General features: G+C 72.2%; 20 protein-coding genes. 3 read left to right on the forward strand and 17 right to left on the reverse strand.

Going from position 1 to position 23662, the window contains the following annotated elements; translation table 11 throughout:
* Positions 1–9: 9 nt before the first annotated feature.
* Together ACZ4Z5_RS08535 and ACZ4Z5_RS08540 are read right to left on the reverse strand one after the other, a co-directional pair.
* Complete coding sequence (locus ACZ4Z5_RS08535; protein ID WP_468258541.1) at positions 10–291, reverse strand: DUF4190 domain-containing protein; 282 nt, start codon at positions 289–291, stop codon at positions 10–12.
* A gap of 22 nt (positions 292–313) precedes the next feature.
* Positions 314–475 (reverse strand): hypothetical protein, encoded by a 162-nt coding sequence (locus ACZ4Z5_RS08540; RefSeq protein ID WP_468258544.1) that lies wholly within the window; start codon positions 473–475, stop codon positions 314–316.
* 103 nt (positions 476–578) lie between these two features.
* Between ACZ4Z5_RS08540 and ACZ4Z5_RS08545 the strand changes: the two genes are divergently transcribed.
* A complete protein-coding gene (locus ACZ4Z5_RS08545) occupies positions 579–1196 on the forward strand; it encodes a TetR family transcriptional regulator (protein WP_468258547.1) in 618 nt (205 codons plus the stop codon).
* A 138-nt stretch (positions 1197–1334) separates the two neighbouring features.
* Here ACZ4Z5_RS08545 and ACZ4Z5_RS08550 read toward each other — a convergent pair whose 3' ends face one another.
* The 6 genes from ACZ4Z5_RS08550 to ACZ4Z5_RS08575 all read right to left on the reverse strand — a co-directional run bounded on the left by ACZ4Z5_RS08550 (position 1335) and on the right by ACZ4Z5_RS08575 (position 10410).
* Positions 1335–1745, reverse strand: a complete 411-nt coding sequence (locus tag ACZ4Z5_RS08550; RefSeq protein ID WP_468258550.1) for an SHOCT domain-containing protein — start codon at positions 1743–1745, stop codon at positions 1335–1337.
* 73 nt (positions 1746–1818) lie between these two features.
* Complete coding sequence (locus ACZ4Z5_RS08555; RefSeq protein ID WP_468258553.1) at positions 1819–3279, reverse strand: DUF2252 domain-containing protein; 1461 nt, start codon at positions 3277–3279, stop codon at positions 1819–1821.
* On the reverse strand, positions 3276–3509 hold the full coding sequence (locus tag ACZ4Z5_RS08560; RefSeq protein ID WP_468258556.1) for a hypothetical protein: 234 nt from the start codon (positions 3507–3509) through the stop codon (positions 3276–3278). Before ACZ4Z5_RS08560 ends, ACZ4Z5_RS08555 begins: the two co-directional genes overlap by 4 nt.
* Positions 3510–3611: 102 nt before the next feature.
* Positions 3612–7013, reverse strand: coding sequence for a winged helix-turn-helix domain-containing protein (locus ACZ4Z5_RS08565; protein ID WP_468258559.1), 3402 nt, complete (start codon positions 7011–7013; stop codon positions 3612–3614).
* A 402-nt stretch (positions 7014–7415) separates the two neighbouring features.
* A complete protein-coding gene (locus ACZ4Z5_RS08570) occupies positions 7416–8318 on the reverse strand; it encodes a DMT family transporter (protein ID WP_468258561.1) in 903 nt (300 codons plus the stop codon).
* Between the two features lie 658 nt (positions 8319–8976).
* A complete protein-coding gene (locus ACZ4Z5_RS08575) occupies positions 8977–10410 on the reverse strand; it encodes an amidase (RefSeq protein ID WP_468258563.1) in 1434 nt (477 codons plus the stop codon).
* Between the two features lie 213 nt (positions 10411–10623).
* Between ACZ4Z5_RS08575 and ACZ4Z5_RS08580 the strand changes: the two genes are divergently transcribed.
* Positions 10624–12402, forward strand: coding sequence for a S8 family peptidase (locus ACZ4Z5_RS08580; protein WP_468258565.1), 1779 nt, complete (start codon positions 10624–10626; stop codon positions 12400–12402).
* Between the two features lie 124 nt (positions 12403–12526).
* On the opposite strand, the gene ACZ4Z5_RS08585 is transcribed toward ACZ4Z5_RS08580, so the two are convergent.
* From ACZ4Z5_RS08585 to ACZ4Z5_RS08625, 9 genes are all read right to left on the reverse strand, one after another.
* Positions 12527–13150 carry a cytochrome b/b6 domain-containing protein gene (locus ACZ4Z5_RS08585; RefSeq protein ID WP_468258568.1) on the reverse strand — a complete coding sequence of 208 codons (624 nt, stop codon included), beginning with the start codon at positions 13148–13150 and terminating at the stop codon, positions 12527–12529.
* Positions 13134–13859 (reverse strand): molybdopterin-dependent oxidoreductase, encoded by a 726-nt coding sequence (locus ACZ4Z5_RS08590; protein WP_468258570.1) that lies wholly within the window; start codon positions 13857–13859, stop codon positions 13134–13136. The genes ACZ4Z5_RS08585 and ACZ4Z5_RS08590 overlap by 17 nt, the downstream gene beginning before the upstream one ends.
* Before the next feature lie 124 nt (positions 13860–13983).
* The gene (locus ACZ4Z5_RS08595; protein ID WP_468258573.1) at positions 13984–14640 is read right to left on the reverse strand and encodes a lysophospholipid acyltransferase family protein; all 657 of its coding nucleotides are present in this window, start codon (positions 14638–14640) and stop codon (positions 13984–13986) included.
* 159 nt (positions 14641–14799) lie between these two features.
* The gene (locus tag ACZ4Z5_RS08600; RefSeq protein ID WP_468258576.1) at positions 14800–15501 is read right to left on the reverse strand and encodes a class F sortase; all 702 of its coding nucleotides are present in this window, start codon (positions 15499–15501) and stop codon (positions 14800–14802) included.
* Between the two features lie 97 nt (positions 15502–15598).
* Positions 15599–16528: a hypothetical protein gene (locus ACZ4Z5_RS08605; protein ID WP_468258579.1), complete on the reverse strand. Its 930-nt coding sequence runs from the start codon at positions 16526–16528 to the stop codon at positions 15599–15601.
* 328 nt (positions 16529–16856) lie between these two features.
* Positions 16857–17939: an NlpC/P60 family protein gene (locus tag ACZ4Z5_RS08610; protein WP_468258582.1), complete on the reverse strand. Its 1083-nt coding sequence runs from the start codon at positions 17937–17939 to the stop codon at positions 16857–16859.
* Positions 17940–17964: 25 nt separating this feature from the next.
* On the reverse strand, positions 17965–18447 hold the full coding sequence (locus ACZ4Z5_RS08615) for a poly-gamma-glutamate biosynthesis protein PgsC/CapC (protein ID WP_468258584.1): 483 nt from the start codon (positions 18445–18447) through the stop codon (positions 17965–17967).
* Positions 18444–20159, reverse strand: a complete 1716-nt coding sequence (gene pgsB / locus ACZ4Z5_RS08620) for a poly-gamma-glutamate synthase PgsB (protein WP_468258586.1) — start codon at positions 20157–20159, stop codon at positions 18444–18446. The genes ACZ4Z5_RS08615 and pgsB overlap by 4 nt, the downstream gene beginning before the upstream one ends.
* 6 nt (positions 20160–20165) lie before the next feature.
* A complete protein-coding gene (locus tag ACZ4Z5_RS08625) occupies positions 20166–22406 on the reverse strand; it encodes a HAMP domain-containing protein (protein WP_468258588.1) in 2241 nt (746 codons plus the stop codon).
* 116 nt (positions 22407–22522) lie between these two features.
* On the opposite strand from ACZ4Z5_RS08625, the gene ACZ4Z5_RS08630 reads away from it, so the two are divergent.
* Entirely contained in the window at positions 22523–23617 is a 1095-nt protein-coding gene (locus ACZ4Z5_RS08630; protein WP_468258591.1) for a hypothetical protein, read from the forward strand.
* Positions 23618–23662: the final 45 nt, after the last annotated feature.

Genomic DNA, 23662 nt, shown 5'->3' on the forward strand with positions numbered 1-23662 from the left:
GTCCGGGGGCTATCCCAGGGACCAGGACACCGTCCGGTCCGCCCAGGAGAGCAGGGCGAGGACGGCCAGGTCCGAGAGGCCCAGGGCGAGCCCCAGGAACGCCCGTCCGCGCCGGGCGGTGCCGGCCCTGAGGGCGAGGACGGCGAGGCCGATGGCGACCGGTCCCAGGAAGATGTTCATCACGAGCAGGCCCAGCAGGCCCGAGACGAACGAGGCGACGGCCATGCTGTCGGCCTGTGCGGTGCCGGCCGGGGGGCGGGTACGGGTACGGGCTGATGCGGTGAGATCCATGACGGGTTCCTCGACGGGGTTCTCAGTGGTCGTACCGACGGCGGGCGTACCGCTCGCGCACGGCGAAGCCGAGCAGCCAGCATCCGATGGCGACGGCCGCGGCCAGGCTGACGCCGACCGGGACATGGGCCACCGTGCCCAGGACGACGCCCAGCAGGAGCAGGGCGGCAACGATGAACAGCATGATGCCTTCTCTCGCAGCTTGGGTGAACAGCCATGGCTACAACTGTTCACTGACTACTCAGTCTAGTCTTTCGGATTCGAGAGAACGGCTGTTTACTCATGGAATGAGTCACACCCTCGGCATCCGACAGGCCCAGAAGCAGAAGACCCGTCAGGCGCTCCTGGACGCCGCGCTGGAACTCCTGGAGGACCAGAGCCTGAGCAGCCTGGGCCTGCGGGAGGTGACCCGTGCCGTGGGCATCGCCCCGACCGCCTTCTACCGGCACTTCCGGGACACCGCCGACCTCGGCGTGGCACTCGTCGAGGAGGTCCTCGGCGGCCTGCACCGGATGATCCGGACCACGCTCGCCACCACCGGCGACAGCGAGGAACGCATCGCCCAGACCGTCGACCTGATCGCCCGGCACGTGCGGGAACATCCCGCCCATGTCCGCTTCGCCGCCCGGGAGATGCACAGCGGAGTGCAGCGCGTACGGGAGGCGATCCAGGACCAACTGGACAGGTTCGTCCGGGAGGTGACCGAGGAGCTCGCCGCCCAGCCCGGCTCGGCGGGCTGGAGCGACACGGATCTGCGGATGCTCGCCGGGCTCTACGTCGACCTCATGGTGATGACGGCGTCCGCCTTCCTGGAAGCCGGCCCGGACGAGGAGCAGGAGGTCATGGAACTCGCCAGGCGCCGGCTTCGGCTCGTCGGCCTGGGCCGGCGGCACTGGCTGGACTGACCGGGCCAGGCCGGCCCGGCAGGACCGAGCGGACCGACCGGACCGACCCCACCGGCCGGGCGCGGGGCCGGCGGCCCGGACCCGCCGCAACGGCCGCCGGCACCGCAACGCCCGCCCGACTCGGCGGAGCGGCGTGCCTCACTGCAGCAGCTTCTGCTTGGCCTGCTGGAACTCCTGCTCGGTGATGTCCCCCTTGGCCTTGAGCTGGGACAGCTTGGCCAGCTCGTCGGCGCCGCTGCCGGAGGTCCCCGCGGTCTCCCGGATGTACTGGTCCATGGCGGCCTGCTGCTGCCTGGCCTGCTCGATCTCGCGCCGGCCCATGTCCCTGCCGCGGACGATCACGTACACGAGCACGCCCAGGAAGGGGATGATCACGACGAACAACAGCCAGGCCGCCTTGGCCCATCCGCTCATGTCGTGGTCCCGGAAGATGTCGAAGATGATCCGGAACAGCAAAAGCAGCCACAGGAACCAGAGGAAGAACCACATGATGGTCCAGAAGGTCCCCAGGACCGGGTAGTCGTACGCGAGGATCAGATTGCCGTCCATGGCAGCCCTCCTGCCGCTTCCGTTCGGACTTCGGGCGTCCGGATGCCGGGCGTCCGCTCACCCCAGCTTGGGTTCATCCCCCGCCGGGCTGCTCACCCGGGACGGGTGAATCGCCCACGGCCTCGACCCGCCCCGTGCGCGCGGCGTCGGCCAGCGCCCGGAAGTCCCGCTCGTTCTGGTCCGCGTAGGCCTCCCCGAACTCGGCGAGCGCGCGATCGAAGACCGGGCCCCGCCCCAGGTAGGCGGCGATCGCGATCCTGTCGCCGGAGCGGGCATGGGCACGGGCGAGGGTGGCGCCGCACATCCGGCCGAGGAACTGCAGCTGGCGCGGCGTCATGAGATCCGGGCGGACGATGCCCTTCCAGTCGCGCAGCTGGCGCAGGTAGAAGTCGCGTTCCCGCCCGTCGATGCCGGTGGTCCGGTCCCAGCCGAGGAAGATGTCGCCGGCGGCCTGCATGAGCCGCTGCCCGCACACCACCCGCTCGCCCTGGTTGTCGTACTCGCTCCCACCCGCGAACGGAGCGAGGACGGACCGGTCCGCCTCCTTGGCCTGGAGCAGCAGCGGGTCCTCGTCGTCCCGGCCGAGCATGAGCAGGATCCAGCAGCGGGTGCCCACGCTGCCGACCCCGACCACCTTGCGTGCCACGTCCGTGAGGTGGAACTGCCCCAGCAGGTGTCTGCGGTCCGAGGAGAGCGTCCGGCCGTACCGCTGGACGATGTGCTCGAGCTGGTGCTCCAGCGCGTCCCGCTCGGTATCGGGCAGCAGGTCCTCCAGCCGGGACAGGAGCGGTGGATCGGGCACGATGCGCCTCCTGCCGTCGACGATCTCGGTGAGCTTCCCGAAGGCCTGGAGGTTGTCCCTGCCCCGTGCCTTCTCGACCGCCGCGTCGAAGCGTTCGCTGCTGCTCCGGTCCAGTTCGTCCTGGATCATCGCCCGGATCGCCTCGGTGTCCGCCCGGGTGTACCAGACGTCGAGGTTTCGCATCCGTGCGAAGGCGCGCATCGACTCCCGGTACGACTCCACGGTCTTGCGGACCAAGTCACCGCGCTGTTTGACCGAGAAGCCGTTGGCCCGGCCGACTATGACCAGGCTCGCCGCGAGACGTTTGACGTCCCACTCCCACGGCCCCGGCAGCGTCTCGTCGAAATCGTTGATGTCGAAGATCAGATGCCGCTCGGGCGTGGCGAGCAGGCGGAAGTTCAGCAGGTGGGCGTCCCCGCACAGCTGTGCCACGATGCCGGTGTTCGGCATGGCGCCGAGATCGGTGGCCATGATCGCGGCGGCGCCCCGGTAGAACCTGAACGGCGACTCCAGCATCCTGCCGTAGCGGATCGGCACGAGCTCCGGCACTCGCATGGCGGACTGGCGCTCGATGACGTCCACCGGGTCCGGCCGGTCCGGGGGTGGTTCGAACAGCGCGTGGCTCGCCCGCGGCACCTTGGTACGGGCCGCCTTGCCGCGCTCCGCCCGCTCCTCCGGCGTCAGCGGCACGCTCGGTGACGTCCTGCCGTGAGCCTCCCTCATCGCTGTCATGGCGACGCCTCCTCGCTCGTGCCGTGGGCGGGTCCCTCGGGCAGCCGGCGCATCTCGAGGACATGCAGGCCGAGGTCGTGGAAGCGTCCGAGCAGTCCGTACAGGTGCGCCTCGTCGGTGACCGGGCCGAAGAGGAGGGTCTGTTCGGGCACCGCGACCTTCTCCAGCTCGGGGAACGCATCGGCGAGGGCCCCGGACAGCCGGCCGGTGACGCGGAACTCGTAGCGCATGCGCCTACTCCCCTGGGCTTGGGGCCTCTTCCAGCATGCTCCGCGGGAGGCGCCGGTGCCGCATCACCCGGATGAGGTGACCCGCCGTCCGGTACGCCGGGCTCAGAGCAGGTTGGCCTCCCGTGCGCGTCTGACCGCCTCGCTGCGGCGGGTGACCGACAGCTTGCGGTGGATGCTCTTGAGGTGCGTCTTCACGGTGTTGACGGACAGGAACAGCTCGGCGGCGATCTCCTCGGTGGACATCATCTCCGCGGCGCACCGCAGCACGTCGTGCTCGCGCTGGCTGAGTTCCTCCACGAGCACCGGTTGCCCGTCGGTGCGGTCGGCCGGGGCGGTACCGGCCGTACGTCCGTCGAGGGCGGCCGTCCGCCCGTCGGACGCCGCGCTGCGTCCGACGGGGCTTGCCCGTCGTGCGTCGGATCCGGCCGTGGGCCCGGCGGCACGCCCGGCCGGGGATCCCGGCCGCCGTCCGTCGGGGGCGGCCACGGCACTGCCGGGCGCGGCCGGACGCCCGGCGAGCGATGTCGTCCGCCCGTCGAATGCGGCCGAACGGCTGCCGGGGGCCGCTGGACCGCCGTCGGAGCCGGCCGCATGCCCGTCAGGGACGGCCGCACGCCCGCCATAGGGCCCCGCCCGCCCAGCGGATCCGGCCGCACGACCGCCCGGGGTGGCTGCGCGGCCGTCGAGGGCGGCCGTGCGGCTGTCGGCTCCGGACGGACCCACGCCTGCGAGGGTCGCAGGTCCGGCCGTGACGACTCTGCGGCTGCCTGCGCCGGGCGGGCTGCCGTCGGTAGCGGGTACGTACGCCTTCGCGCCGGGCGGGCGGCCTGTCGTGCCGGACGTACGTCCGTCGGTGCCGGCCGTAAGTCCGTCGACGGCAGACGGGCGTACGGAGGCGCCCTGTGTGCCTGCACCCGTGCCGCGGGCGCCGACGGCCCTGTCGGCGGCTCCGGCGCGCCCGGTGAGCCAGGGGTGCGCGGCGGCGAGCTCCGGCGAGCGTGCGAGCAGCGGTCGCAGCCGGAGGCCGGCCTCGCCGAAGGGGCGGCGGAGCCGTTCCGGGCGGGCCGTGTCGAGGGCGCGGGAGAGATACCCGCCGGCCACGGCGGGGTTCCCCTCCCCCGCCGTGGCCGCCACGCGCAGGAGCAGGCTGCGCACCCGGTCGGCCACGCTCGCCTCACCGCCCCCGTCGACGGAGTCCAGCAGCCGTGTGGCCCGTCCCGTGTCCCCGGCGGCCAGGTGGGCTGCCGCGAGGGCGACCGTGTGCGAGGCCGTGGAGGGCCCGTCGCGCAGCACGTCCAGGGCCGCGGCCGGGTCGCCGCGCGCCAGGTGCACGGCGGAGCGGGTCTCGGCGATGCGACCGGATGTCCAGAGGCCCGCGCTCGCCGCACCCGTGTCGACCGCGGCGGCGAGCACGGCCGACGCCGACTCCGTGTCGCCGCGCGCCGCCGCCAGTCGAGCGCGGAGCAGCGCGGCCTCGGCCGCGCAGAGCGGATCGTGGGCCGTTCCCGAAGCGGCCTCGGCGCGGTCGAGCCGACGGCGCGCGGTCCCGGCGTCACCGCGTTCCCATGCCACCACGGCGAGCGCGAGATGGCAGACGCCGGGACGGGGGTGCAGCGTCGCCCCGTACTCCTCGGTGGTCCCGAGGCCTTCCTCGGCGTGGGCCTCGGCCTCCCGCAGTGCTCCGCCGACGGCCTCGACCAGGGCCAGCCGGCCCAGAGCGAGATGCCGGACCGTCCGGGCCGGATCAGCTGTGGAGGCCGCCACCGCGGCGGCGAAGGCCTGCCGGGCATCGCCTGCGCGTCCGGCCGCCAGGAGTGCGCGGGCCCGCCCGTAGCGGCGCAGGGCCTCGATCTCGGGGTGCTGCCGCAGCCGGCGGGGCGCCATCCGTCGCATGAGCTCCGCGGCCCGTTCGGCCAGGACCTCGGCGGCCGGGAGGCCGGCTCCGGCGTTCTCCGTGCCGTCGGCGAGCAGGCGGAGCAGGGTGTGCGCAAGCTGCTCCTCGGGCGTTCCGTCACCGTCCGTCCGGTCCCGGGCGGCATCGAGCCATGCCCGGGCGGTGACGGGGTCGTCGTCGGCGAGCGCGCAGGCCGCGGCGCAGAGCGCCCGGGCGGTCCCCCCGGCGTCGTCGTCCGGCATCGCGGCGAACGTGCGCTCCAGCCGGTGGCTGTCCGGACCGGTCAGCAGGCGGCCGATCGCCAGATGGCCGACCTGGAGGCCGGCGGCGTAGTCCCAGTCGCCCGCGGCCGCGGCGTGCTGCACCGCGTCGGCGGGCCGGTCGTGGCCGGCGAGCCAGTGCGCGGCCTGCCGGTGCAGCCGCGGTACGAGCGCGGGGCTGCTGCTGCGCAGATGGGCCCGCAGGACCTCGGCGAACAGCGGATGGTACCGGCACCAGGCCGTGTCGCCGATCGGCTCGACGAAGGCGTTGGCCCGGATCAGGCCCGCCAGGATCCCTTCGGCGTCGTCGCGGCCGGTCAGGGCGTCGGCGAGGCGCGGATGGACCCGGTCCAGGATGCTCGTACGGACCAGCAGGTCCTGGGTGGCGGCGGCCTGGGCGCCGAGGACCTCGGTCATCAGGTAGTCGGCGACCGCGTGCTGGGAGGCTGCCAGAGACCGTGCGAACGCCTCGGTGTCGTCGGCGCGTTGCAGGGCGAGGGCGCACAGCTTGAGCCCGGCGGCCCAGCCCCGGGTGCGGCCCGTCAGCACTCCGATGCTGTCCTCGGCCGGGGACAGCCCGTGGCGGCGCAGCAGGGCTGCCGCCTCGTGCGGTGCGAACGCCAGCTCCGCTCCGCGGATCTCGCAGATCCGGTCCTCGGCGCGGTACCGGTGCAGCGCGAGCGGCGGGTCGACGCGGCTGACCAGCACCAGACGCAGCCGTCCCCCGGCATGGCCGAGGACGAAGTCCAGGCCCGAGGCCACCTCGCGGGCCGAGGTCCGTTCCAGGCCGTCGAGGACGAGGACCGCCGGCCGGGGCAGACCGGCGAGCGCCGCCGCGAGCCGGACCAGGAAGGAGTGCTCAACGTCCTCGGCCCGCGAGGGACTGCCCACCTCCTGCGGCAACGGCACCCGGTGGTACCGGAACGCTCCGAGGACGTACGCCCAGAAGACGCCGGGGGCGTTGTCGTCGGGCTCCACGGTGAGCCACACGACGGGCCCCGGAGAGCGGCCCGTGCGGACCCAGGAGGCGGCCAGGGTGGTCTTGCCGGCGCCCGCCGGTCCCGTGATCACGGTGAGCGGCCCGGCGGTACCGGCTGTCAGCCGGTCCAGCAGCCGCTGTCGTCCGACATGCGTCCGTGACACGGCGGGCACCGAGAACTTCGCCGCCAGCAATGGGTCGCCGCTCGGATTCAGGTGCGCGCCCTCCCGCGGCCGCGCCACGGGGTCCGGCCGGGCGCCCGGCCCGCTCACCGGCGGGACCGGAGTGTCCTTCCGGACGAGGGGGCTGTGTCGCGCGCCGGGGTCCGGCCCCTCCGCCTCCGCCTCGGCGGCAACCGTGTTGTGCGGCATGACGACCACCGTTCGTATGTCCGCCGTACGCCCGCCGGATGTCCGTGCCGGATGTCTGCCGCCGGTCCGCCGCGGATTCCGGCCGTTCCGGCCACTGCGACGGCTCCGCCTCCGGCTGTTGCTCCGGCCGTTCCGGCGCTCCTCGTCCGTGGCCCGCCCGGATCGCCGGCCGGGCCGTGGGCGTGAAGAGCCGGTTCCATGCTCACAGGAGCCACCGGTGATCGCCACGCGCACGAGCAGGCCGCGCCGTCCTGCGGCGCGCGCGGTGGGCCCGTCCTGCGCTTCGGTACGGGCAGGGGCATCACGTGGGGTCCACGCGCCGTCCGCCACCGCAGGTGCCCTCGACGTCGGCTTCGACCGGCCGGGGTTCCGGCTCGGTGTCTCAGGGACGCCCACGCGGTCTCAGGGAAGCTCGCGCGCCGAGTCCGTCGGTGCCTCCGTCGGCGCCACCAGGGTCTTGGTGAACGGCAGCCGGGCCAGCGAGACCGCCCCGAAGGCGACGAGCGCCACGCCCGCCAGGGCCGGGAGCAGCCACCAGCCGCCCCGGACGCGCTCCTCGTACAGGAGGATGCCGAGCGTCAGGCTCACCATCGCGTCACCCAGGGTCAGCGCGGGCTGCGAGGCGACCAGCGGGCCGGCCTGCATGGCGTTCTCCAGGAGGAAGAGGGCGAGCACCCCGACCGCGGCGAAGGCGTAGGTCTGCCATGCGGTGAAGAACGCGCCCACACCCTGATCGTCGAGGATGTGGGTGGCCGCCTTCATCAGGGCCGCCGTGAGCGCGTAGCTGATGGCGGCGGCCGTTCCCAGGCACGCCGCGCGGGCCCGGCCCTCGGGGCGTTTGAGTGCAGCGGCGGAGAGCAGGAAGACGGCGGCTCCGCATCCCACGACGGCGGGCACCCAACGGTCCAGCGGGACGTGGGTGATGCCGGCCGTCGGCGCGGCCGCACCGAGCGCGACGCCGAGCCCCACCACCACGAACACCACCGCCCACCAGCCGGAACTCGGCAGATGCCGGCGCATCAGCAGTGACGCGACGAGCAGGGTGAGCGGCAGCTCCAGGACGAAGAGCGGCTGCACGATCGACAGCGCACCGGTGGCCAGCGCCAGAGCCTGGAAGACGGCGGCGGCGATGACGGTGAGGATTCCGGCGAGCCAGACGGGGCGGCGGAGCAGGTCGGCGATCAGCCCGGCCCGGAACCGGTCGGAGCGGGGCACGCTGAGCGCGGCGTGCCGTTGCAGCACGGTGGAGATCGCATTGCTGAGCGCCGCGCAGAGCGCGAAGAGGACCGGCAGTACGGATCCCACGTCTGGTCACTCCCCTCGTCGGCCGGCCGCGGCCGGGTATACGCCATGGTGCCGCGCCGGTCGCCCGCGACAACGGTCCGACCCGGCCCGCCTTCGTGTGACCCGGACGCCGCCCCGCCAAGGCTTCGGCGGCACGCAGCCCGCCGAGTGCCGGTTCGAGGGGGCTCGCCGGGCGACGGCTCTCCGGGCGACTCCAAGGCGGCACGTCGGCGTGGGCGCGAACCCGACGCCGTGACGAGGGTGATGCCGCGGGTTGGCGCACGGCGCTCACGGCTGTGCGCGGCGTCCACCCGTCACGTCTTCGGGTCGGGCTCTGACAGGCCGGGCTCTGACGGGCCGTCCGTCGCCGGGTCACCCGCCCCTTCCGCACGCCCGCGCTGCGGCCCGGGCCAACCGTGCGGCCCGGGCCAACCCCCGCCGTCGGTACAGCGCGACGCCGTCGTCCGCACCGCTCACGGGCGAGGCCGGACGGTGCTCTCCGAGCGATTGGGTGCGGCCCCGGCGGAAGCCGGGGCCGCAACCTCCTCATGTCCTTCTTCGCCCGTGTCCGCAGGTGCCGGGCCGCGGCCGGCACGGTCAGGAGCGCGTTCTCTCCGGGCTCACTCCGACCGGCGCCCAACCGCCGTGCGACGGCGGCGGAGTGCCGGCCCGAGGCCGGTCACCAGACGGCGGGCCGCTTCCGCGCCCATGGCCGGGCGGCTTCGAGCTGGGCGGACAGCGAGATGAGGGTGGTCTCGTCCGCGTAGCGGCCGCCCAGCATCACCCCGATCGGCAGTCCCTCGTCCGTCCAGTGCAGCGGCACGCTGACGGCCGGCTGGCCGGTGGCGTTGTACAACGGCGTGAACGGGGTGAAGGCGGCCATCCCGTCGAACTCCGCGGACGGATCGTCGTCGTCCCGGAGCTCCCCGACCGGCGCGGGCGGCTGCGCCAGCGTCGGGGTGAGGATCACGTCGTACTCCGACAGCAGGACGTCCGCGACGAGTTGGGCGAAGGCGCGGAAGACGTACAGGCCCTCCGCGAACTGAGCACTTGTCACACGACGGCCCGTGGCGCGCAGATGGCGGGAGAGCGGCATCAGCAGCTCCTCCTTCTCCGGCGGTACGGGACGCTGGGCCGCCATCACCGCCCAGACGTGTCCGAACGCCTCACGGACCCGGCCGTCGACCGGCAGTTCCATCTCGTCGACGTGGTGACCGAGGTCGCGCAGCAGCCCGGCCGCCGCGTCGTGGGCCGCCCGGCAGTCCGGATGCACCTCCACCCCCGGTACGGGCGGGGTGGCCAGGGCGATCACCCGGAGCGGCCCGGGCTCCCGGCGTGCGGCCGACAGGAAGGTCTCGCCGGGCGGCAGGGACGGGACACCGTAGGGGTCGCCGGGCATCGGCCCGGCGAGCACGTCCAGGAGGGCCGCCGCGTCGGCGACGGTACGCGCGAGAGGGCCGGAGGTGGCGAGTCCGCTCACGTCGTGCAGTACCGGGCCCGAACTCACCCGGCCTCGGCTCGGTTTGATGCCGAAGAGCCCGCACACCGAGGCGGGGATGCGGATGGAGCCGCCGCCGTCGGATCCGTGGGCCAGGGGCGCCAGTCCGGCGGCCACGGCGGCCGCGGCGCCACCGGAGGAGCCGCCTGCGGACCGTTCGAGGTCCCAGGGCGTACGGGCGGGCGGTGCGAGGCGGTTCTCGGTGTAGCAGGGCAGTCCGAACTCGGGGGTGTTGGTCTTGCCCAGCATCACCGTTCCGGCGCCGCGCAGCCTGGTGACCACATGGTCGTCGACGTCCGGGACGTGGTCGGCGAAGGCGTGTGAGCCGAAGGTGCAGCGGACTCCCGCGACCAAGGCGAGGTCCTTGACGGGCACCGGCACCCCGTGCAGCGGGCCCAGCGGGCTCCCGTCGCGCCGGGCGGCCGCGGCCTCGGCCTCCGCGTCGGCCGCCTGCTTGCGCGCGAGTTCGCCCGTGACGGTCAGGAACGCGCCGACGGTGTCGTCGAGGCGGCTGATGCGCCCGAGATAGTGCTCGGTGAGCTCGACGGGCGACACCGTGCCCGTGCGCACCGCGTCCGCCTGCTCCAGAGCCGTCAGATCGTGCAGTTCGGCCATGCCGCCCGTCTCCCGTCCGCAGCGCCCGTCAACTGGGCCCGATCCTCGCACTACTGGACGGTAACCGCCAAGGGTACAACGTGGACGTGCATCAAGCCGCCCCGAAAATAGAGCACTTCCATTCCGGTCCATCTGTCTGTCATCTTGCGTGCACCCCTTTCATCACATGACCCGAGTGGTGCCACCAGCACCATCGGGTTTTCGGAGGATGCATTGATTCCCCACATAACCAGCCGGCTGAGACGCTCGATCGCGGCCGCCGCCGTCCTCGGCGCGGCCGTTGCTCTCGCGGCCCCCGCCGCGGCCGCGAGCGCGGCTCCGTCGGCTCCGTCCGCGGCGGCGGCGCCTTCGGCGTCCTGGGCCGCGGGCACGCGCGCCTACCTGGTCATCACCGCGCCGGGTGACACCTCGTCCGTACGGACGGCCGTCACGAACAACGGCGGAACGGTCTTCGCGGCCTACGACGCGATCGGCGTGATCGTGGCCCACTCGACATCGGCGACCTTCGCTGCCACGATGCGGGGCGTCGGCGGCGTCCAGCAGGTCGGCGCGACACGGACCTCCGACGTACCGGCCGACGCGTACAACCCGGCCCTCCCGGCCAACCCCGCGCAGACCCCGACCACGTTGACCGAGTCCAACCGCTGGGACATGACCCAGATCAAGGCCGACAAGGCCTGGGGCGTGACCACCGGTTCGGCCTCTGTCAAGGTCGGTGTGCTCGACACCGGTGTGGACGACCAGCACCAGGACATCACCCCGAACTTCAACGCCGCCGACTCGGTGTCCTGCGCCTACGGCAAGGCGGACACCCGCGCCGGGGCGTGGCGGGACGTCGGCACCCACGGCACCCATGTCGCGGGCACCATCGCGGCGGCGAAGAACGGCAAGGGCGTCATCGGTGTGGCCCCCGGAGTGAAGATCTCCTCCGTCCGGATCGCCGAGCCGAACTCCAGCATGTTCTTCGCGGAGAACACCGTCTGCGGCTTCATGTGGGCCGGTGACCACGGCTTCAAGGTCACCAACAACAGCTACTACACCGATCCGTGGATGTTCAACTGCCCGGACGACGCCGACCAGGCCGCCATCATCGAGGGCGTCAAGCGCGCCCAGGCCTACGCCGAGAGCAAGGGCTCCCTGCAGGTGGCCGCCGCCGGCAACTCCAACTACGACCTGGCGAACAAGCGGACCGACACGTCGAGCCCCAACGACTCGACCCCGGTCACCCGGAACATCACCAACGCCTGCATCGACATCCCGACCGAACTGCCGGGCGTGGTGACCGTGGCAGCAATGGGCAACGGCAACGTCAAGGCGTCGTACTCCAACTTCGGCAAGGACATCATCGACGTGGCCGCACCGGGCGGCGACGGTGCCTCCGGGGTGTACTCGACGCTCCCGGGCGGCAAGTACGGCAACATGAACGGCACGTCGATGGCCTCCCCGCACGTCGCCGGTGTGGCGGCACTGCTGGCGAGCGTCAACCCCTCCTACACCCCCGCGGACATCCGGGCGAAGCTGGCCGAGCAGGCCACCGACACCGCCTGCCCGTCCGACAGCCGCTGCACGGGCACCACGGCCAGGAACGGCTTCTTCGGCGAGGGTCAGGTCGACGCGCTCAAGGCGGTCGGCGGCACTCCCCCGCCCGGCAAGTACTTCGAGAACACCGCCGACGTCGCCGTCAACGACAACGCCACGGTGGAGAGCCCCCTCACGGTCACCGGCGTGAGCGGCAACGCCCCGGCCGCGCTCAAGGTCGGCGTGGACATCAAGCACACCTACCGCGGTGACCTCGTGGTGTCGCTCGTCGCGCCCGACGGCACGGTGTACCTGCTCGAGGACTTCCCGAACGGCGACAGCGCCGCCGACGTCGTCAGGACTTACACGGTGAACGCCTCGTCCGAGACGGCGAACGGCACGTGGAAGCTGCGCGTGCGTGACGTCGCCTCCCAGGACACCGGCAGGATCGACGCCTGGAACCTCACCTTCTAGGTCCGCGCCCGAGGCACACGCCCTCGGGACGGAGGTCCGGCAGGGGCCGTCCCCGCGGCGGCGGGGACGGCCCCTTCGCGTCCGGACAGCCGGGTGAACGGGCCGGGGTCGCGCACCTCAGGGGTCACGGCCGCCAGAGGCGGTGCTCGCGTTCGGCCCACGTGCGGTCGACCGAACCCGTACGCAGACCGCGGCGGGCCTCGGGGTCGGCGACGGCCATGCCGATGTGGCCGGCGACCACGATCCCGATGGCGAGGGCCAGCCAGTCGTGGACGAAGGTGGCGCCCGTACGCCAGACCAGCGGCGCCAGACGGGTGAACCACATCAGCAGCCCCGTGCCCAGCATCACGAGGACCGCTCCGGCGATCCAGGCCGCGTAGACCTTCTGACCGGCGTTGAACTTGCCGGCGGGCCGGGACCCGGGGCCGTGGTCACGCCGCAGCACCGCCCGCAGCCATTGCCGGTCGTGCGGCCCGAAGCGGTTGAGGAGCCGCAGGTCGGCGCGGAGCGATCGGGAGGCCAGGCCGGTCAGCAGCGGGACCGGCAGCAGCACACCGGACCATTCGTGGACGGTGACCACCAGGGCGCGGCGGCCGACGAGTTCGGCGAGCTGCGGGATGTAGAGGCAGGCTGCGGTCGCCACGCACAGGCCCATGAGGACGGCGGTGGTGCGGTGCACCCAGCGCTGGGCCGGACCGAAGCGGTGCACACGGCCGGCCGGTGCCGGCGCTTCAGGTGGTCGGTGCATCTCCACGTCCGTTCGAGGCGCCTACCCAGGCGTCCACGTCGTAGCCCCGCTTCTCCCAGTAGCCGGGCCGCACACGGTCGGTCAGGGTGATGCCGGAGAGCCATTTCGCGGATTTGTAGAAGTACATGGGCGCCACGTACAACCGTACGGGACCACCGTGGGAGTGGCTCAGGGGCTGGTCCTGCATACGCAGGGCGACCAGGACGTCCTCCCTGCGTGCCTGGCGGAGCGTGAGGCTCTCGCTGTAGACGCCGTCGAAACACCGGAACCGTACGGCACGTGCGGTCGGCCGCACCCCAGCGGCGTCCAGGAGTACCGACAGCCGTACGCCCTCGAAGGGCGTGTCCGGGACCCGCCAGCCGGTCACGCACTGGACGTCGCGGACCAGGCGGGTCTGCGGCAGGGCACCGAGCTGGTCGAGGGTGAAGGTCAGCGGACGGTCGACCAGCCCGTCGACGGTGAGGCGGTAGTCCGCGGACGTCCTGGGCTGCACGGACGAGGCGACGGAGTAGTAGCGGAAGCCGCCGCCGTTGGGCAGCAGGCCGGTCAGCCCGGTCGGGTCCCGGTCGGCGGAGTAGCCGAGGAACGACTCCAGACCGCGCTGGAGCCCGGGCGCGGCGGCCACGCCGACGGCGCCGAGGCCGATCATGCCGAGCACGAGGCGGCGCCCCACGGGCGTCCCGTGCTCCTCGGGTTGTTCGGAGGTCACCCTACGATTCGAACACCTGCGGCGGCGGGAAGCCAGACCGGCATGATCGGACAGGCGGGAGCACCTCGCCGCGGAGGCAGACGGTCGATCCCCCCGATCCCCCCCGAAGCGGACGGTGACGCCGTCATGCGGCCCTGGACCGGGCCAGATGGTCCGCGGCGGTCCGCCATGCCGCGGTGACCAGGCGGTGTGCCTGTGCCGTGGCGGCTGCGACGTCCCCCGCCGGCGCGGCCGGGGATCCGACGTGGACGTGCAGTCCGGGCCGGCGCACGGGTGCGGTGAGGACTCCCGCCAGCTGTTTGGTGCGGCTGCCAGAGCTCACCCTGCGGGCTCCGGCCTGCCCGAGCGGCACGATCGGCGCTCCGGTGGCCAGCGCCAGCCGGGAGGGGCCCGTGCGGAAGGGCTCCGGCGCCCGGTCGCTGCTGTCCTTGCGAGTCGGGATGCGGCCCTCTCCGTACACGAGGACCACCCGGCCCCCTCCGACAGCCTCGGCGGCTTCGTCCAGGGCTTCCGCCGCCCGGCGGGTGCCCCGGTGTACGGCGATGTGTCCGTCACGTTCGAGTGCGCGCCCGAGGACCGGTACGCGCCACAGGCCGGCCGCGGTCAGCACGACCGGACGGACGCCCAGACGGTGGAGGGCGGCCAGGACGATCGCCGGATCGCTGAGCGAGGTGTGGTTGGCCACGACGATGCTGCCGGGGGCGATCCCGGCCGAGGAGTCGGTCGTGACGGTCAGACGCCCGAACACGGGCACGACGGTGGCGGCGATCCGGCTGAGCACGGCAGTATCCCCCTGCTGACGGTGGTGGTGCGGTGTCACACCATCGTCGGCGCGGAGGGCCGCCGCCCGCCTGAGTACGCCTACTCACCCGTCCCGGGGGATTCGCCGTGGCCGGCGGTGACGACGGCTCAGGTGCCGGGGCGGTCGTCACCCGCCGGTTCACGCACGCTTGGTGGAGTCCAGGTGCGCGAACACCACCAGGTTCTCCGTGTAGTCCTTGGCCTTCTTGTCGTAATCACCACCGCAGGTGATCAGGCGCAGGGACGGGTTGGGGGTGTCCGCGTAGACCCGGTCGTCGGGGAACTTCGCCTTGCTGAAGCTCTCGACCGTGTCGACCTTGAACGTGGCGACACTGCCGTCGGCACGCGTGATGTCGACCTTGCTCCCGGGCTTGAGCTCGCTGAGCTCGACGAACACGGCCGGGCCGGACTTGGTGTCGAAGTGGCCCGCGACGATGGCGGTGCCCGGCTCGCCCGGGCTGGCCGCCCCCTCGTACCAGCCGACCAGGTTCTTGTTGTCGACCGGTGGCGCGTTGAGCTGTCCCGTCGTGGCGAGGGTCAGCGGGGTGAAGGGGGCGTTGACACCGATGTCCGGGATCGAGATGCGCTTCGGGACGGACCTCGGCAGCGCGAGGACGCCGGCGCGAGCGGCCTTGGCAGCGGCCGCTTCCCCGCTGACGGCGGACGCGGACGCCGCCGGGCGGGCCCGGGTGTCGCCGACCATGTCGACGTCGACGGAGTTGTGGATCAGGAGGAGGCCCAGCCCTACCGCCGCGAGGGGCCACAGCAGGGCGCGGCCGGTGCCGCGGGACTTGGACGCACGGTGCAGGTGAGGACCGGAGGGTGGCTGCTGAGCGGCCATGGGAACGTGCCTTTCTCGTAAACACCAGCGCCGCGGCCACCGTCCTCGAGGAACGGCGGCCGCGACACTTCACCAATCAGGTGCTGGTCCGCGTCCGTCAGACCGCGTCACCCTTCGCGGTGCGACGGCGGAGCATGTACGCACCGGCGCCGAGACCGCCGAGCAGCAGGGCCGCACCGCCGGCGAGGTTGGTGCCGGACGAGGCCAGACCGCCACCGCCGGTGTGAACGCCACCGTCGGGCTTGTCGTAGTCGTCGTCGTCCTTGTCGTAGTCGTCCTTGTCGTCCTTGTCGTAGTCGCCCTTCTTGCCGCCCCAGTCCTTGTCGCCCTTGTCGTGGTCGCCCTTGTCGTGGTCGCCCTTGTCGTGGTCGCCCTTGTCGTGGTCGTCCTTCTTGCCGTAGTCCTTGTCGCCCTTGTCACCCTTGTCGGAGTCGTCCTTGTCCGACTTGTCGTAGTCCTCGACCGGGTTCAGGGCGAGGGCGCCACCACCGGTGTGAACGCCGCCCTTGGGCTTGTCGTAGTCGTCGTCGTCCTTGTCGTAGTCGTCCTTGTCGTGGTCACCCTTCTTGTCCCAGTGCTTGTGGTGGTGACCCTTGTCGTGGTCGTCCTTCTTGCCGTAGTCCTTGTCCTCCTTGTCGTCGCCCTTGTCTTCCTTGTCGTCCTTGCCGTAGTCCTCGGACTTGCTGCCGTAGTCCTCGGACTTGCTGCTGCCGTCCTTCTCGGACTTGCTGCCGTAGTCCTCGGACTTGCTGCTGTCGTCCTTCTCGGACTTGCTGCCGTACTCCTCGGACTTGGCGGTCTGGCCGGACTCGGACTTGGCGGAGCTCTCGGACTTGGCGTTCGGGTCGGCTGCGGGCTTGCCGTAGCCCTCGGACTTGGCGGTCTGGTCCTTCTCGGACTGGCCGGAGTCGCTGCTGGAGGAGCTGTTCCCCCAGTCCTCGGTCACGGTGATGGCATTCGCGACGGGGGCCGAGATGACCAGGAAGGCCGCGGCCGCAGCGGCGATCAGGGTGCGAGCAGAGCGCATGGATACGTTCCTTTCGCCGCACTGCGCTGGCTGACACATCGTCCGCTCAACGAATCGCAGTGGCGACGTGATCCACCGTCAGGCGATTCGACACTCGCCACCACTCGGGAACGTCGCATTGGGGGGACACACTGGGCCCTTAGAGTGGCTTATAAGCCTACGATCACCCGCCCGGCGGCACTCTGACGGCGCCCCGGACGCGCCCCGGCCGCGGTGCGGCTCCCGTCCGACTCGGTTCCGGCGGGGTGCGGCTCCGGCGACGCGCACCGGCGTCGGCCCCGGCTGGGAGGGGAGCCGAGCCGACGGGTTCGTACCGGAGCCGACGGGTTCAGAGGCGCCTGGCGCTGCGCAGGGCCGTCGCGTAGTAGCCGTTGCCGTCGAGACGGGATACGCCGCCCGTGTCGCCGATGGTCGGGCCGTTGGCCTCTTCGCGGCTGGAGATGAAGATCTTGTGGCCCTCGGTGTCGTGACCGAGGTAGATGCCGGTGTGGTCGAGGCGCTCGCCGGTGCGGCTGTCGAGTTTGAAGAAGACCAGGTCGCCGGGCTGGAGCACGTCGATGCCGGCCGGGCGGTCCGCTGCCGCGACACCGGTCAAGGGGATCACCTCCGCGCCGAGCGCGGACCGGGCCATGGCGTTTGCGGTGCGCGGCAGGCCGTCGCCGGTGTCGTCGGTGGGCCTGAGCGGGTAGCGGAGGCGGTAGCCGAAGACGGTGCGGATGTAGCCGGAGCAGTCGATGGAGCGGGCGCGGATGCTCTCGGGGTGGAGGGTGGTGCCGTTGCGGAAGGTGTAGGAGATGCCGAGGTAGTCGTAGAAGTCGGACTCCTCCAGCCGCAGGTCCGCGCCGACGCTGCCGTTCGGGTTCAGGGGGCCGAAGTTCGCGTCTCCCGCATAGGCGACGCCTTCGTCGTCACGCTTGACCGCCGCCCGGTCGACGTACTGGAAGGCGATCGCGAAGAGGTCGTCCTCTTCGCTGCCGTGGAACTCACGGAACCACTCCTTGAACCACTGTTCCTTCTCGGCGCCCTTGGTCCATCGCTCGGGCAGGAGCCGAACCCAACTGTCGGTGATGACGCGGGATTTGGTGTCGGCCGACTCGGCGAAGGTTCGGCTGGGGCCCTTCAGGGTCGCCGTGCGGGCCCCGTCGGTGAACGTGGCGAGCACCTCGCCGTCCCCGCCGCGCAGGACCGTACGGGCAGGGCGCTCAAGCCGTTCCCAGCTCTGCTCACCGGACGTGAGGTCCGCGCCGGACGACGTCAGCGCCGGGGTGTCGGTGACGGTCTTCACCACGGGGGCCTTGGCCTGCTGTTCCGTGCGGAGTTCCACGGTGAGGTAGACGCTCGCGGCCAGCATGACGAGGACGGTGAGGGCGTGCAGGACCCGGTGCGGTCCGCGGGTGGTCTTGGCGGTCATCCTTGGGCTCCTCGTCGGGGACGGGTCAGGCGGACGGCAGGGCGCCGAGCAGGATGCCGGCGGTGAGGACGACGTAGGCCGTGAGGGTCACGGTGCCGGTGGACAGGATGGTGGCGCCCTTGGGCTGCCGGACCAGCTGGTACGCGATCAGACCGGGGACGATGAAGCCCAGGGTCTGGTTGGAGTACATCAGCGGGAACTCCAGCTGGAGCACGATCATGACGGTGGCCTGGAGGAGCACGCCGATCAGCACGACCGCGGAGAACAGGCGCTTGCCGTACAGGATGACCAGCCTCTGGACGAGCAGGGTGGTGAGGTAGGTCAGGACGGTGACACCCAGCACGATGGCGGCGCGCTGGAGGTCCTCCACCAGTGTCAGCGCCAGCCAGCCGGGGGTGATCATGCCGCCCGGGGAGAGATTGGTGGTCAGATAGCAGACCAGGGAGAACACCAGCCCGAGCGCGATGCCGATGGCGGCGATCTCGGGCGTGAGGACTGCGGGGATCAACGGTTCTCTCCTGGTCGGTACTGACTCTGCACGCGGTCGTCGTACGGGATGTCCGGGAAACCCTGCGGCGGCCACAGGGGGCGGTGCTCCCCGGAGACATCCGGATACGGCGGGCCGGGGTACGGCGGCACCGGGTACGGCGGCTGCTGGTACGGCGGTAGGGGCGGCGGTACCGGATGCAGCGACTCCGGGTACGACGGCACCGGATACGGCGGTACCGCATACACCGGCTCCGGGTACGAGCGCTCCTGACCGGTCGGGTACGCAGGGGTCCCGTACGCCTCGTCCCGGGCGTTCGCAGGGTGCCGGGGCGCGTCGGCCGCGGTGCCGGGGTACGGCCGGTACCCCGCAGGCGGGGTGTACGCGTACACCCGGTAGGGATCGATCCGGGGTCCGGGGTGCGGGAGCAGCAAGGTCTCCGCCTCCGGGGTCCCGTGCCGGAGGGTGTCCTCGTCCGGTCCCCGCCACTGGCCCGGTACGACGGGGGTTGCGCGGGTGCCAGCGCCGGGCTCGGGTCCCGGTTCGGGGATGTCGTCGGGTACCAGGTCGGCGAGGTGTTCCAGGAGGAGTTCGCCCTGGCCGTGGATGTTGCCGATGGCGACGAGGGAGGAGTCGGGGCCGAGCCGGCCGAGGAGTTCCTGCATGAACTCCTCGGGGTCACGGCGATCCCCGCCCAGGTCGACCGCGGTGTGCCGCCACTGCGCCGGGATGGCGTCGATGGCGCTCTTGGCAGGATGGCCGATCACGAAGACCTGCTCCGGCTGCAGCTCGGCGATCAGGGCGCCCATCTGCCCGTTGCGCTCCACCCGGTCGGGACGGCAGTTGATCACGACGTTCAGCGGCCGGTGGACGGCTCCGAGGTCCAGCAGCTGATGGATGTTCATCAGCGTCGACGCCGGGTCGTTCGCCGCGAAGACGTTCGCGAACCGCAGCCGCTTGCCGTCCGGCGTGCGGTAGCGCTCGACGGACAGCACACCCGGGTCCGGAGGCGCGTCGTACATCCCGCGCAGCGCCGTGTCGCGGTCGATGCCCAGCAGCCCGGCGACGGTCAGGGCGATCGCCACGTTCTCCTTGAAGGTGAACCAGCTGAAACCCCGGAGCTCCTCGTCGGTGACGGTTTCCGGATCGGCGTAGACCAGCTCGCAGTCCCTGGCCTCGGCCTCCTCCCGCAGGATCGCGAAGCGCTCCTTCTCCGCGGTCACGCAGATGCCGCCGACCGGCATCGACCTCGACAGCGACCGCGCCACGTCGTCCAGCGTCGGCCCCATCTCCGCCAGATGGTCCTCGCGGACGTTGCACAGCACACCGATCGTGGAACGGATGAGCTTGGACTGGTTGATCTCCTGCAGGGCCGGCATCACCGCCATGCATTCGATGACCAGGGCGTCCGGGCCGTAGGAGGCGGCGCGGCGCACGATGCCGATCTGCTCCACGACATTGGCGAGCCCGAACTTCCGGTGGACCGGCTCCTCGGTCGCGTCGGGATGGATGAACCGCGCCGCGGTGCCGGTGGTCTTGGCGACCGTCACCAGGCCACCGCCGCGCAGCGCACCCGCGCACAGGCGGGTGATCGAGGACTTGCCCCGGATCCCGTTGACAAGCACCCTGGCCGGGATCCGCCGGAGGTTCGCGAAATGCCGGCGCTGCTCGACGATGCCCGCCACGAGCAGCACCGCACTGCACACCATCAGCACCGCGTACAGGAAGAGCACAGCCGATCAGTTCCTTCCAGCCGGTCGGGGTGCCGCGCCGTCGCGCCGCCGCTGCTCCTGCAGCCTCTGTCGCAGCAGCTCGAGACTGCGGGCCACGGCACCGACCTCGTCGTGATGGCGGGGGTAGAGCACGGTGCGCAGGTCGCCGCCGGCCAGCGTCTCGGCCTGGACGGCCAGCTCGCGCAACGGACGCACGACGACGATGTAGAGCCAGCCCAGACAGGCCCCGGCTGCCGTCACACCCAGCAGACCGGCGAGGACGGTGCGGTTCTGCAAGGTGTACTCGGGGATCGCGAGGTGCGAGACCGGCTGTCGGCTGACGACCGTCCAGCCGAGCCGCTGCGCCGCACCGCCCCCGTCGAAGGGCGCGACGGCCACGATCCGCCGGTCGCCCCCGTCGCGGTGCACGACGCCGACGGGGCGGGGGACGGCGCCGCCCTTGCGCTGGGTGTTCCGGACGAGGGAGTCGAGCCGGCGGGTGGGCAGCGGCTGGAAGGCCTGGTACCCGCTGTTGCCCGCGATCACCCGGCGCCCGCCGTCGACGATCCGGACCTCTCCGAGGCCCGGGCGCTTGAGCAGCGAGTTCAGGAAGTCGATGCGGAACTCTCCGACCAGGGCTGCGCCCTCGCGTCCCGGGGCGTCGGCGTAGGCGGCGACGACGGGTTCGGTACCGCCACGGCCCAGGACTTCGACCGGTGCGGTGCCGGGGCGGCGGCCCTCCGGGTGCCGGGGGTCGCCGCCGGCGCGGGCGACGATGCGGCCACGCGCGTCGAGGAGGTACAGCGACTGGTAGCGCGGGTGCTGGACGAGTGTCTGCTCCAGCACGGGCGTCACCCGTTCGGCAGGCGTGCGTTCTCCGATCAGGGAGGCGACCGAGGTCAGGTCCGCGTGACCCTCGTTGAGGGCACGCCTGACCCGGTCGCTGAGGGTCTCGGTGCGTTCCCGCTGGTCGTCGACGAGCTGCCGCGGTACGGCGCCGGCCGCCTCGGCCCGGTTCAGGACCAGGACCAGCGGGACGGACCAGGCGAGCAGCAGGACGGCGCAGACTCCGAGCAGGAAACGGGAACCGGGTCCGCGGCGGCGGCCGGTCCGGGTGGTGTCGGGTGCGCTGTCCGCGTGGTCTTCGAGGAGCTGCCGGCGCAGCCGTTCCAGAGCGGTGCCGATGCGCGCGGGCTCACCGAACTTCGGTGTGCCGACCGGCCGGGCCAGGTCTCCGCGGGTGAGTCTGCGGCTCTCCAGGAACAGAGTGATCAGCGGCCGCTGCAGGGTGCCGACGAGCACCGCGATCGCGAGGGCCCCGATGCCGAGGAGTGCGCCGGCGGCGGCGAGGCCGAAGACGGCGTTCCCGGCGGTGAAGGGCTGGTGGGCGACCTCGACCATGGCGACGACGGTGAGTCCGAGTCCCGTCGCGACGGTCGCCCCGTCGGGCTCGGGGGCTGCGAGTTCCGCGTAGCCGGCGACCGCACGGCCGTCGTGGTCCCGGTCGCCGACGAGGCTGCCGCTGACGCCGGGGTAGCCGCCGGAGCCGGGCTCCTTGGTCTTCAGGGGGTGCCGACGTGCCTTCTGCGCGGCGGTCGTGGCGAAGGTCTTCAGCTGGGCCGCGGAACGGGTGGTGTCCGCGCGGCGCCGCTCCGAGCCGGATCCCGCGGTGTCCGGGACCCCGTCGCTGCTGAGCACGGTCCCCTTGTCGTCGACGACGGCGAGGGCGCGGCCCTTGCCGAGGCTGATGCCGGGGACGGAGAGACCGCTGGAGGTGACGAGCAGCTGCTGCGGGCGGCCCTTCCAGGAAAGGACCGCGAAGGAGAGGAGACGGGTCTCCCCCTCGGCGGAGCGGACCATGCGGGGAGCCAGTCCGTCCTTGCCGGACAGTTTCGCGCGGTCGATCGTGTGCAGGGGAACGCTCTCGCCGCGGGCGGCGAGGAGCCGGCCCGACGAGACCTCGACGACGGCGGTGCCCGTCCACTTCTGGTAGACCGTGCCCAGTTTGTCGAGGACGGTGTCGGCGGAGACGGGCTCGGAGGCGTTGAACAGGCTTGCGGCCCGGTTGAGGTCGGTGACGCTCTCGTCCATGGACGCCCGCAGCGCGATGGCGCCGTCCTCGGCGAAGTGCTGCTGGGAGGTCAGCACCGCCTCGGGGACGGCCTCGTCGGAGACACGGCCGGTGGTGAGGGCGGTCAGGGCGGCGACGGCGAGAAGGCACGCCGAGAGCACGGCGATGGGCGGGCGTATGCCGCCCAGGAGCGACATGTCGGCTCTGCGGCGGGCCTTGTGCCGACGCTTCGACGGCGGTGCGGCCGAAGGCGGCTCCGCTCCCGGCGCGGGCTGGGACAAGGCCGGCGGCCCGGCGTACGTGTGCATGGGCGGTGATCAGCCGGCCATGGGGGCCGCGCCCCGGCACACGGAACGAGAGCCGGGTCCGGGAAAGCACCGGACGGCGGCTCGGCGGGGGCACCAATGGCGGGAGCGAGGAGTCACTGCGATATTTTCATACAGCCATGACGACGGTTCGCACCATGCAGGTAACGATTGCGGCAACAATGCTGGTCGCAGCATTTCCGGCAGTTGTTGCGGCCGGCTGCACCATGCGAGAAGAGCCTGGTCCGGCGGCCCGGGACGTCCGCACGTCGACCGCACCGCAGAAATTCGATCTTCTCGAGAATGTCACCGAATTCACTTCGGGTTTCTCCCGCGACGGGTATGCGAAGCCGTCGCGCGCCGACCGCCGGGCGGTGGCCGAGGGGGTGGGGCTGCTCGTCGACGGCCGCCGGAGGGAGGCCGAGCGGCTGCTCGCCGACGCCGGGTTCACCGTGCGGACGGTCGTCGACCGAGCGGGCGGCCGACGGTTCGCGGAGGTGGCCGAGGCCGGCGGGGCCGCGTCACGGGGGTGGGGACGCGTCTACGTGGACCTCGACAGCACGCCGCGCTGGACGGTGCAGGTGCCCCACCCGGTCTCGGACGAGGACAGCGAGAGGGTCGGCGTGGGTGTGCTGCGGGCCGCTCGCGGCGGGGTGCTGGTGCTGGCCGGAGCCCGCCGGGACGCGGGCGGGGGCGACGCCGCCGACGTGGCGCACCGGAAGGACACGGTCTTCCACGCGATCACCGCGGAGCTCCTGGAACGACGGATGCCCGGCGTCCAGGTGCACGGCTTCGCCGACGACAGCGCTCCCCGCTTCGACGCGATCGTCTCGACCGGAAAGGGCAGCCGGGGCACCCCGGAGGCCCGCGGGGTGGCGGACGCACTGCGCGACGGGGGCCTCGACGTGTGCCGCGGGTGGGTCGGGGCCTGCCCGCTGGAAGGTCGCAGCAATGTGCAGGGAATGGCGGCCGAGGAACTCCGGATCCCTTTCCTGCACATTGAATTGAGCCGTAGTGTCCGCGCCGATGGGAAACGTCTCGCATTGGCTGTGGACGCGATCGGAGAAGCGACGCGAAAATGGATCGGGGCAACGGGCCGGTGAATTCAGAGCTCTTTCCTCCGAGGCACCCTGACGGCGCTTCGGATG

It is taken from the genome of Streptomyces sp. NPDC030222 (assembly GCF_055573115.1).